Here is a 10,415-nt window from a genome sequence, read left to right as displayed (position 1 = left end):
GGGGTCGATGGTGCGGTCCGGGTCGGGTTCCAGGTGGCGTTCGATCTGGGCCGAGGTGAGGCCGAGGCCGCCCAGGCGGAGGTCGTCCCAGCCCTGGAGGCGGTTGGTGGCGCGGCTGAAGTAGAGGACGGAGAGTTCGATCGGGGTCGGTTCTTCGTGTTCGAGGCCGCGGAGGCCGGCGCCGCCGGTGGAGCCCTGGACGAACACGCGGGTGCCGGTGGGGAGGAGTTCGGTGGAGCGGGCGTGGGCGTGGCCGGCGAGGACGAGGGGGGTGATGCCGGAGAACGCCTCGCCCTCGGTGGGGTCGTGGGTGGCGACGATGTCGGGGGTGGTGCCGGATGCGCGGAGTTCGGCGGCGAGGCGGAGGCCCTCGGCGCGGATCTGGTCGGCGCCGGTGAAGTCGTCGCGGGTGCTCTTGTCGGGGGTGTAGCGGGGGTCGCCGACGCCGTAGATGCGCAGGCCCGCGACCTCGCGGGTCTCGTTGTCGAGGACGACGGCGTTCTCCTGGGCGGCGACGGCCTCCTCGGTGCCCTCGGAGTCGTGGTTGCCGCGGACGTAGACGTAGGGGACCTTCAGGTCGGCGATGTCGTCGGCGAAGCGGTCCTCGGCGGCGCTGCCGTGGTCCATGAGGTCGCCGGTGTCGATGATCAGGTCGACCTTGAACTGGGTGGTGACGGACTTGATGACGTTCCAGGCGGCCGGGTTGAGGTGGATGTCGGAGACGTGCAGGACGCGGAGGGTGGACGGGTCGGGCTCGTAGGTCGGCAGGGTCGAGGTGGTGGTGTAGAGCTCGGAGACGTTGCCGACGAGGCGGGCGAGCTGGGCGCGGTATTCGGAGAAGCGTTCGACGATGCTGCGGGCGTCGCCGACGATCTGGGGGGCGTTGGCGAGCAGGCCGGTGTAGCGGGGTTCGGCGATCGAGTGGGGGTTGAACGTCGCCCAGGTCAGGAGGGTGACGCCGAACAGGCCGACGGCGGTGGAGGCCATGCCGAGGAGGGCGCGGCGCCAGGAGCGGAAGACGACCAGGCCGGTGAGGAAGCCGGCGAGGAGGGCGACGAGGGCGGCGCGGACGAGGACGGTGACGATGCCGTCGCGGATCTGCTCGGTGATCCGGTCGGTGAGCCGGTCGACCTCCGCGTCGTCCTCGATGAGTTTCTGGGCCTGCTCCGGGCGGACGTCGGTGAGGCTCGCCTGGAGGGAGACGGGGCCCCAGTGGGTGTCGAGCTGGAGCGAGCCGAGGGGAGGCAGTTCGAGGGTCGTCCCGCCGTGCAGGGACGGGCGGAGGGTGAGCTGGACGTCCGTGGGGCCGACCGGGGCGACGGTGCGTCCGCCGAGGAGGAGGCCGCCGTAGCCCGCGGCGAGGCCGACGGCGACCACGAGGAGGACGCGGGACGTGCGGCCCGTGACGACCGGGCGGACGCGGCGGGTCAAGGGGGCGGTGCGGTCGCGGAGGGCGCCGCGGGCGCGGGTGGCGCGGAGGCGCAGGGGCGTGAGGGCGTTGGTCAGCGCGGCGCGGACCTTTGGCACGTGTTCCCCTTCTGTCGGGCAGGATGGCCAGTGTGATCGAGTTGTCGCGGGACGAGTTCGAGGATCTGGTGGGCGAGGCCCTCGACACCATCCCACCCGAGTTGACCGCCCACATGCGCAACGTCGTCATCGTCGTCGAGGACGAGGCGCCCGAACGCGGCCTGCTCGGGTTGTACCAGGGCGTACCCCTCACGGAGCGCGGCGACTGGTACGCGGGCGTCCTGCCCGATCACATTTCGATCTACCGGCGAGAGATCCTCGAAATCTGTGACACCCCGGACGACGTGGTCGAAGAGGTGCGGATCACCGTGGTTCATGAGATCGCTCACCATTTCGGGATCGATGACCGGAGGCTACACGAGCTCGGATACTGACCCCGGGGATTGCGCACTGTAGGTCACGCGACTGCCACGCAGCGTGAGTTAATAGGGGGGTCGCCCAACACAGGGCGGGCTGAACTGGAGCGTGCGTGGCGGGAAGGCAGACCGGCCGGCATCGCCGCCCGCCGGAGGAGCAGGCGACCTACCGCGAGGTGTTCGCGGTGGGTGAGTTCCGTGCCCTCTGGCTGGCGCAGGCGCTGTCGTTCGTCGGTGATCAGTTGGCGCAGGTGGCGCTGGCCGTGCTCGTGTACGACAACACGGGGTCGCCGCTGCTGACCGCGCTGGTGTACGCGCTGACGTACATCCCGCCGATCGTGGGCGGGCCGGTACTGGCCGGGCTCGCCGACCTGTTCCCGCGCCGCACCGTCATGATCGTCAGCGATGTGCTGCGGGCGGCGCTGGTCGCGGTGATGGCGGTGGTGCCGATGCCGGTCGGCGCGCTGTCGGCGCTGGTGTTCCTGACGGTCCTGCTCGGCGCGCCGTTCTCCGCGGCGCGCGCCGCCGTCCTGCCGGACATCCTGGAGGGCGACCGGTTCGTGGCCGGGACGGCGATCAACAACATCACCCACCAGGGCACGCAGATGCTGGGGTTCCTGGCGGGCGGCGCGGTCGTCGCCGTGGTCGGGACGCACGAGGCCCTGGCCCTGAACGCGCTGACGTTCGGTGTGTCCGCCCTCATGCTGATCGGCGGGGTGCGGCGGCGGCCGGCGCCGAAGCGGCGGAGCGCCGGCGACTCGCTCGGCCTGTGGCGCGGGACGCGGGACGGCGCGCGGCTGGTGTTCGGCGACCCGGTGCTGAGGTCGCTGGTGCTGTTCGCGTGGCTGTGCGCGTTCTACGTGGTCCCCGAGGGCCTCGCCGCGCCGTACGCGGCGACGTTCGGCGGGGACGCGGTCACGGTCGGCCTGCTGCTGTCGGCGATGCCGACGGGGATGGTCATCGGCGCGTTCCTGTTCAGCCGGTTCGTGCGGCCCACGAACCGGCTGCGCGCGATGGGGTGGATGTCGATGCTCGCCTGCCTCCCGCTGATCGGCGCGGGCGCGCATCCGCCGCTGTGGGGCGTCGTCGCGCTGTGGGCGCTGTCCGGCGTCGGCAGCGCCTACCAGCTCGCGGCGAACGCCGCGTTCGTGACCGCGGTACCGGCGGCGGGACGGGGGCAGGCGTTCGGCCTCGCGCAGTCCGGCATCCTCGCCGGCCAGGGCGTCGGCATCCTCGTCGGCGGCGCGGCGACGCAGGTGCTCGGGCCGGAGACGGTGGTCGCCCTCGCCGGCGTGCTGGGGCTGTCGGCCGCCGCCGTCCTGACGCTCGTGTGGAACCGGGTACGCGCCGACGTGATCGACGGGCGGCCCCCCGGCCGGCCGGTGGTGGTCACCGCGTCCCACACGGGCGGCGACCTGACCAGCGGCGTCGGCAGCTCGGCGTCCGCGTCCTAGGCGGTCGTGGTCCTAGGCGTTCGTGCGGTCCTTGTTGAAGGCGTTCTTGGACTTCTGCACGGCGTCCTGGACGGTCGGGGAGTCGCCGGCCTTCTTGAACAGGTCCTCCGCGATCGACGTCGCGGCGCCCTCCTCCGGCATGAGCAGCCACGCGATCACGTAGAGGGCGATGCCGGCCCCGCCGAACAGGGTGAAGACGGCGAGTCCGAGGCGGACGATGTTGGCGTCGATGCCGAGGTAGTGCCCGGCGCCGGAGCAGACGCCGGCGACCATCCGGCCGTCGTGGGTGCGGCGCAGCTGCTTCTGGGCGGTTCCGTTGGTGTTCTTCTCCATGTCCATGCCTCGATCATGCCCAGCCAGGAGCGTCTCTGACATCCGGATTCGCCCTGATACGCCCCTGAGCGAACCCCTGCCCGTGCCCGGCGGAGGCCCCGACGTACGCTCGGGGGCGGAACAGCTCCGCGCGAGGAGGGTAGGGCCCCGATGGACGTGCTGCGGATCGACGACCAGCTCACCGACGAGGAGCGGATGGTCCGCGACACCGTGCGGACGTTCGTGGCGGAACGGGTCGTCCCGCACGTGCCGGAATGGTTCGAGAACGGGACGTTCCCCGTCCGCGAGATCGCCCCCGAGCTGGGCAAGCTCGGGCTTCTCGGGATGCACCTGGAGGGCTACGGCTGCGCGGGGATGAGCGCCGTCGCGTACGGGGTGGCGTGCCGCGAGCTGGAGGCCGCCGACTCGGGCCTGCGCAGCTGCGTGTCCGTGCAGGGCTCGCTGGCGATGACGGCGATCCACCGGTACGGGTCGGAGGAGCAGAAGGAGCGGTGGCTGCCGGGGATGGCGGCGGGGGAGCTGATCGGCTGCTTCGGGCTGACCGAGCCCGACCGCGGCTCCGACCCCGGCGACATGCTGACCCGCGCCCGCCGCGACGGGGCCGACTGGGTCCTGAACGGCGCCAAGATGTGGATCACGAACGGGTCGGCGGCCGACGTCGCGGTCGTCTGGGCGCAGGCCGACGACGGCATCCGCGGTTTCCTCGTCCCGAAGGGCACGCCCGGCTTCACGACCGGTGACATCCACCGGAAGATGTCGCTGCGGGCGTCGATCACGTCCGAGCTCGTGCTGGAGGACGTGCGCGTCCCCGCGGACGCCATGCTCCCCGGCGCGCAGGGCCTCCGGGGGCCGCTCGGCTGCCTGTCGGAGGCCCGTTACGGCATCGTGTGGGGCGCGGTCGGCGCCGGACGCTCCTGCTACGAGGCGGCGGTCGAGTACGCCAAGACCCGCGAGCAGTTCGGCAGGCCCATCGGGTCGTTCCAGCTCACGCAGGAGAAGCTCGCCTGGATGGAGGTCGCGCTGGGGCAGGCCGGCCTCGTCGCGCTGCACATCGGGCGCCGCAAGGACGAGGGGAGCGCCACCCCGCAGCAGGTCTCGTTCGGCAAGCTCGCCAACGTCCGCGCCGCCCTCGACGTCGCGCGGCAGGCCCGCACGGTCCTCGGCGCCAACGGGATCACCCTCGAATATCCCGTCATCCGGCACATGAACAACTTGGAGAGCGTCCTGACCTACGAGGGGACGCAGGAGGTGCACCTGCTCACGCTCGGGAAGGCGGTGACCGGGCTGGACGCCTTCCGTTAAGCGGCACTGGACCCCTCCGCGTAGGGTTACTCAGTGGACGCCCGGCCACGGAGCTGGGCAGACTCGCCAGGTCAAGCGATCAACCCAGAGGGAGCGGCATGAGAGTCGGCATCGTCGGGGCCACCGGACAGGTCGGGGCCAAGATGCTCGAAATCCTGGCCGAACGCGCTTTTCCCGTCGACGAGCTGCGGCTGTTCGCCTCGGCCCGGTCGGCGGGCCGCAAGCTGCCGTGGAACGGCACCGAGATCACCGTCGAGGACGCGGCGGCCGCCGACTACTCCGGCCTGGACGTCGCGCTGTTCTCCGCGGGCAAGACCACCTCGAAGGCACTGGCCCCGAAGGTCGCCGAGGCCGGCGCCGTCGTGATCGACAACTCGTCCGGCTGGCGCCTGGACCCGGACGTGCCGCTCGTCGTCGCCGAGGTCAACCCGCACGCCGCCGCGAACCGCCCCAAGGGCATCATCGCCAACCCGAACTGCACCACGATGGCGGCCATGCCCGTGCTGCGGCCGCTGCACGACGAGGCGGGCCTGGCGGCCATGGTCGTGTCCACCTACCAGGCCGTGTCCGGCAGCGGCCTCGCCGGCGTCGCCGAGCTGCACGAGCAGACGTCGAAGGTCGTGCAGGGCGCCGACAAGCTCACCCACTCGGGCTCCGCGCTGGAGTTCCCCGAGTCGTCGGTGTACGTGCGGCCGATCGCGTTCAACGTCCTGCCGATGGCCGGGGCGATCGTGGACGACGGCCTCGCCGAGACCGACGAGGAGCAGAAGCTCCGCAACGAGAGCCGCAAGATCCTGGAGATCCCGGGGCTGAAGGTCTCGGGCACCTGCGTCCGCGTTCCCGTGTTCACCGGCCACTCGCTGCAGATCAACGCGCGGTTCGAGCGCCCGATCAGCCCCGAGCGGGCCGCCGAGCTGCTGGCCGGCGCGCCCGGCGTGGCGCTGTCGGACGTCCCGACCCCGCTGGAGGCCGCGGGCCAGGACCCGACCTACGTCGGCCGCATCCGCCGCGACGAGACCGTCGACAACGGCCTGGCGCTGTTCTGCTCCGGCGACAACCTCCGCAAGGGCGCGGCGCTGAACACCGTGCAGATCGCGGAGCTGCTGGCCAACGCCTAACTCGCGCGGCCGCCCCGGACCTCCAGGGAGTCCAGGAGGGCGGCGGTGCTGCGCGCGATCTCCTCGACGGCGCGGTCGAACGCCTCCGCGTTGTGGGACGCGGGGGCGCGGAACCCCGAGATCTTGCGGACGTACTGCAGCGCCGCCGCCCGCACGTCGTCATCGGTCACGTCCTCCGAGTACGGCGGACGGAGCGTCTTGATGCTTCGGCACATGCTTCCAGTGTGCCCCCCGCCTCCGACGTTCCTTCGCCCCACGGGCGACGCAAGGGGCCCTTGCGCCTCGGCCGGAGCCGCGGCACAAGGGCCCGGGCGGGGGGCGGGGTCCCCGGTGCGTGGCGGATGCACGGGCCGGGCCGAGATTCGTCCCGTGCATCCGCCAGCGGTCAGCCCTGGGGGGTGGGGTGGGCTGTCCAAAATTGCATCGCGGCGGCCGGACGGTGTCAACGGATCAAGCCGCCACTGGATTTTCAACGGGACTGAACGGTGCCGGTTGAAAAACTGAAACCGGCCGATGAGCTGCGCTGATCAGGTGCTGAACGCGATGCCGTCGACGCCCGCCTCGACGAGGCTGGCGGTCCCGGCGTCGGCGGCCTCCACGAGGATCCGGACGGTCTGCCCGGCGTACGCGGAGACGTCGGCCTCGTGCGTCCGCCAGGTGCCCGCCCGGTTGCTCGCGGCGCCCGGCTGATTCAAGACGGTCGTGGACCCGTTCGGCCCCACGACCGACACCCGCAGGTGGTCGGCCGACGAGCTGTTGTTCAGGTGGGCGAGGTACCAGGAGAACGACAGGGTCCGGGTGCCCGCCGGGAGGGCGATCTGGCCCGACCGGATGCTGCTGGTGCCGCCGTCGAGGTCGTTCGCCCCGGCGTCGGAGCCCGCGGCGGCGCCGGTGGTCAGGGCGCCGCCGCCGTTCGCCGCGGCGAGCTGGAGGGCGGTGCCCGAGTAGCTCGTCGGCTGCGGGGTGCCGCGCTCCCACCTGCCGCTGGTCGCGGTGTCGGTGCCGCCCGGGTTCGCCGTCCAGCCGGTGTCGGTCTCCAGGTCGTCGGAGTAGACGACGTCCCCCGGCGGTTCCTGTGTGCCGCCCTCGCCGCCGAGCGTCCACACGGCGTGGGCGATGGCGTCGGCGTTGCGGTCCAGGGCGGTGTCGTTGATGTTGGTCAGGGTGTCGCAGGAGGCGTGGTAGCAGCGGTCGAACGCCACCCCGGCCTGGCCGCCCCACAGCTGCGCCTGCTGGGTGGTCTTGCGTCCCTCCGCGCCCGTGAAGAGCCCGCCGGCGGGGATGCCGACGCGGATGAACGGGCCGTAGTCGGAGCGTCCGTCGAACGCGGTGTCCTGGACCGGCACGTTGATCGAGGTGAAGTGGCTGCGCAGCACCCGCTCGATCTCGGCGGAGCCGGCGGGGCCGCCGCTGCCGCTGGACCCGTCGCCGTCGTAGGCGAAGTAGCCCGCGTTGGGCGAGCCGATCATGTCGAAGTTGAGGTAGCCGCCGATCCGCGACCGCTCGGCGGACGGCAGGTTGTTGACATAGTGCGTCGAGCCGATCAGGCCGAGCTCCTCGGCGCCCCACCAGGCGAAGCGCAGGTGCCGGTCGGGCTGGTAACCGGTGCGGGCGACGGCGAGGGCGGTCTCCAGGATCGCGGCGGAGCCGGACCCGTTGTCGTTGATGCCGGGGCCCGCGGTGACGCCGTCGAGGTGGCCGCCGACCATCAGGACGTTGCCGGTGTCGCCGCCCGGCCAGTCGGCGATCAGGTTGTAGCCGGTGGCGCTGCGGTAGGTGAACGACTGGATGGTGGTCTGGTAGCCGGCGGCGTCCAGCCTTGCTTTCACGTAATCGAGGGACGCGCGGTAGCCGGGGCGGCCGTGCGCGCGGTTGCCGCCGTTGGCGTTGGCGATGTTCTGGAACTGGGTCAGGTGCGCCTTGACGTTCGCGATCGGGATGTCGGGCGCGGCCAGGGCCGCGGCGGCGGGCGCGGCGGGCGCCGCCGAGGCGGCGCCGGGCAGGAAGGCGGCGACGAGCAGGGCGGCCGCCCCGAGCGCGACCGTCTTGCGTGATCTCATGGTGTCTCCTCCTGGTGGGGACGCGGCCCGTGACGGGGGAGCGGGCCCCGTCACGGGCCGCGGGCGGGGGGCGGTCGGGACAGCGGCGATCCGGACGTTGTCGAGGCCGGCCCCGATGGGGTCGGCGGTTCGCCGTCGGCCGCCACGACGACGACTATGCCCATCCGGACGCGCTGCCCCGAATTGCACTCCTCCTAATGAAAAGTGTCAATAATTCCTATTCAGATTGGATTTTCAGTTCGCCGCGGGTGTTGAATGAAAACCCGGAAGGCGGGGGGCGAGCAGCGCGAAAAGGCCGGGCCGGTCGCACCGGCCCGGCCCGTTCGGTCGGGAACCCTCGTCGCGGGACGGGCGTTCGCCGCCGCCCCTCCCGGGTCAGGGGGAGATCATGCGGCACAGCCAGGCGAGGGCGATCGGGTACCGGTAGTCGATGCCGCCGTGGCCCGCGTCGAACAGCTCGAAGTGGATCACGTCCTCGCGCACGCCCGCGTCCAGGAGGGCCCGGTGGAACGCCTGCGCGCCGACGTCCAGGTACCACTCGTCGCGCGTCCCGCCGTCGATCCAGATCGCCCGCTGCGCGCGCATCGCCTCGGCGTGGGCCGGCACCATCCGCACCGGGTCCCATGCCAGCCAGCGCTTCCACACGTCCGGCCGGAGCACGCCGGTGACCGGGTCGAACGGCAGCTCGGGCGTGCCGTCGTCGCGCGCCGAGTAGCAGACCGCCATGCCGAGGATGTTGAGCAGCTCCATGTCCTCGGGTTTGGTGAACGCCACGCGGCCGTTGAAGTCGTCCCACCAGCGCCAGATGTCGCCGCCGTACTTGCGCAGGTGCCGGACGCACTTGGGGAACTCGGTCAGGTAGCAGTACTCGAACAGGGCGTCGCCCGCGTGCGTCGCGAGCGCCCCGAACAGGTCGGGACGCAGCATCGGCGTGATCATCGCGCCGTAGCCGCCGCTGGACTTGCCGCTGATGGCCCGGTGCTCGGGCGCGTCGAGCGTGCGGTAGCGCCCGTCCACCCACGGGACGACCTCGTCGCAGATGTAGGAGTGGTAGCGGCCCGTGCCGGGTGAGTCGACGTACTGGCTGCCGCCGTGCGCCGTCCACGCGTCGACGAACACCACGATCGCGGGCGGGGCCTCCCCGGACGCGAACACGGCGTCGGCCGTCTCGGGGAAGGGCTGCCGGTAGGGGGTGCGGTTGCGCCAGATGCCGACGTGCCCGGTGAACCCGGTGATGACGTAGACGCTGGGGTAGCGGCGTTCCGGCTCGTCGTCGTAACCGGGCGGGATGTACACCAGGACGGGACGCTCGTGCGGATCCTTCAGCGGGTTGTCGCGCAGCAGCTCGCTGCTGATCACGTGCTCTTCCAGGCGCCCGGCGAACTCGGCGGACCACGGCAGCATGCGCCCTCCCTCTTCGGTACTTGATCACCTGACGCTAACCCAGGCCGCCGCCGGCCGGAACGGGTGTCACAATCCGGGAGCCGGCCGCGTCGTGCCGGAGACGGGGAAGGAGACCCTGATGACCGAGAACGCCCGCCGCCTCCGTGAGCTGCACCGTCCCGGCGATCCGCTGCTGCTGCCGAACGTGTGGGACGCCGCGAGCGCCCGCACCGTCCAGGAGGCCGGCTTCCCCGCGCTCGCCACCGCTTCCGCCGCCGTCTCCGCCATGCTCGGCTACCCGGACGGGGAGGGCGCGCCCGCCGAGGAGATGTTCGCCGCGGCCGGCCGCGTCATCCGCGCCGCGTCCGTCCCGGTGACCGTGGACGCCGAGGCGGGCTACGGGCTGCAGCCCGCCGAGCTGGTCGAACGACTCCTCGGCATCGGCGCCGCGGGCTGCAACCTGGAGGACACCTACGCCGGGGAGCTCGCCGAGCCGGAGGCGCAGGCCGAGTTCCTCGCCGCGGTCCGGGAGGCCGCGGGCGACGCCCTGGTGATCAACGCGCGGGTCGACACGTTCATCAACGGGGCCCCGGACCCGCTGGACGCCGCGATCGCGCGGGGCCGCCGCTACCTGGAGGCCGGCGCCGACTGCGTCTACCCGATCACGGCGCCGCTGGACGCCGTCCCGGCCCTGGTCAAGGGGCTGCCGGGGCCGGTCAACGCCAACGCCTTCCCCGGCTCGCCCCTCGCGGACCTGGCCGCCGCGGGCGTCGCCCGCGTGTCCTACGGCCCGGTGCCCCACCGCCGCACGCTGGAGACGCTGAAGGAGTTCGCGACCCGGGTCCTGGCCCGCGAGGACCCCTATGCGTGATTATGTGAGCC

At 72.3% G+C, this 10,415-nt stretch carries 10 protein-coding genes; 5 read left to right on the top strand and 5 right to left on the bottom strand.

The genetic code is table 11. From position 1 onward, the window contains the following. A partial coding sequence (locus tag E1200_RS25970; RefSeq protein ID WP_243708835.1) for a metallophosphoesterase occupies positions 1-1,527 on the bottom strand: 1,527 nt, incomplete at its 3' end. A 32-nt stretch (positions 1,528-1,559) separates the two neighbouring features. On the opposite strand from E1200_RS25970, the gene E1200_RS25965 reads away from it, so the two are divergent. Continuing rightward, entirely contained in the window at positions 1,560-1,901 is a 342-nt protein-coding gene (locus tag E1200_RS25965) for a metallopeptidase family protein (RefSeq protein WP_131954695.1), read from the top strand. 95 nt (positions 1,902-1,996) lie between these two features. Next, complete coding sequence (locus E1200_RS25960) at positions 1,997-3,337, top strand: MFS transporter (protein ID WP_131954694.1); 1,341 nt, start codon at positions 1,997-1,999, stop codon at positions 3,335-3,337. 12 nt (positions 3,338-3,349) lie between these two features. Here E1200_RS25960 and E1200_RS25955 read toward each other — a convergent pair whose 3' ends face one another. Next, complete coding sequence (locus E1200_RS25955; RefSeq protein ID WP_131954693.1) at positions 3,350-3,676, bottom strand: PspC domain-containing protein; 327 nt, start codon at positions 3,674-3,676, stop codon at positions 3,350-3,352. A gap of 144 nt (positions 3,677-3,820) precedes the next feature. Between E1200_RS25955 and E1200_RS25950 the strand changes: the two genes are divergently transcribed. Beyond that, complete coding sequence (locus E1200_RS25950) at positions 3,821-4,972, top strand: acyl-CoA dehydrogenase family protein (protein WP_131954692.1); 1,152 nt, start codon at positions 3,821-3,823, stop codon at positions 4,970-4,972. A 98-nt stretch (positions 4,973-5,070) separates the two neighbouring features. Beyond that, positions 5,071-6,090: an aspartate-semialdehyde dehydrogenase gene (locus E1200_RS25945; protein ID WP_131954691.1), complete on the top strand. Its 1,020-nt coding sequence runs from the start codon at positions 5,071-5,073 to the stop codon at positions 6,088-6,090. Here the strand turns inward: E1200_RS25945 and E1200_RS25940 are convergent. From E1200_RS25940 to E1200_RS25930, 3 genes are all read right to left on the bottom strand, one after another. Next, on the bottom strand, positions 6,087-6,305 hold the full coding sequence (locus E1200_RS25940; RefSeq protein WP_131954690.1) for a DUF2277 domain-containing protein: 219 nt from the start codon (positions 6,303-6,305) through the stop codon (positions 6,087-6,089). The two genes, E1200_RS25945 and E1200_RS25940, sit on opposite strands and share 4 nt — an antisense overlap. 312 nt (positions 6,306-6,617) lie before the next feature. Next, a complete protein-coding gene (locus E1200_RS25935; protein ID WP_131954689.1) occupies positions 6,618-8,150 on the bottom strand; it encodes a M28 family metallopeptidase in 1,533 nt (510 codons plus the stop codon). A gap of 375 nt (positions 8,151-8,525) precedes the next feature. Beyond that, complete coding sequence (locus E1200_RS25930) at positions 8,526-9,554, bottom strand: alpha/beta hydrolase-fold protein (RefSeq protein ID WP_131954688.1); 1,029 nt, start codon at positions 9,552-9,554, stop codon at positions 8,526-8,528. A 118-nt stretch (positions 9,555-9,672) separates the two neighbouring features. On the opposite strand from E1200_RS25930, the gene E1200_RS25925 reads away from it, so the two are divergent. Next, positions 9,673-10,404 carry an isocitrate lyase/phosphoenolpyruvate mutase family protein gene (locus tag E1200_RS25925; RefSeq protein ID WP_131954687.1) on the top strand — a complete coding sequence of 244 codons (732 nt, stop codon included), beginning with the start codon at positions 9,673-9,675 and terminating at the stop codon, positions 10,402-10,404. Positions 10,405-10,415 lie beyond the last annotated feature (11 nt).

The sequence above is a fragment of the Actinomadura sp. GC306 genome (assembly GCF_004348665.1).
In the GTDB taxonomy this organism is placed as follows: domain Bacteria; phylum Actinomycetota; class Actinomycetes; order Streptosporangiales; family Streptosporangiaceae; genus Spirillospora.
Note: the sequence above shows the minus strand (reverse complement) of the source record. Positions and strands in the feature narration are given on the sequence as shown.

Excerpts from the sequence above, each read along its gene's own strand:
- E1200_RS25945 (WP_131954691.1), top strand. The coding sequence starts at position 5,071 with ATGAGAGTCGGCATCGTCGGGGCCACCGGACAGGTCGGGGCCAAGATG.
- E1200_RS25935 (WP_131954689.1), bottom strand. The coding sequence starts at position 8,150 with ATGAGATCACGCAAGACGGTCGCGCTCGGGGCGGCCGCCCTGCTCGTC.
- E1200_RS25940 (WP_131954690.1), bottom strand. The coding sequence starts at position 6,305 with ATGTGCCGAAGCATCAAGACGCTCCGTCCGCCGTACTCGGAGGACGTG.
- E1200_RS25930 (WP_131954688.1), bottom strand. The coding sequence starts at position 9,554 with ATGCTGCCGTGGTCCGCCGAGTTCGCCGGGCGCCTGGAAGAGCACGTG.
- E1200_RS25950 (WP_131954692.1), top strand. The coding sequence starts at position 3,821 with ATGGACGTGCTGCGGATCGACGACCAGCTCACCGACGAGGAGCGGATG.
- E1200_RS25925 (WP_131954687.1), top strand. The coding sequence starts at position 9,673 with ATGACCGAGAACGCCCGCCGCCTCCGTGAGCTGCACCGTCCCGGCGAT.
- E1200_RS25955 (WP_131954693.1), bottom strand. The coding sequence starts at position 3,676 with ATGGACATGGAGAAGAACACCAACGGAACCGCCCAGAAGCAGCTGCGC.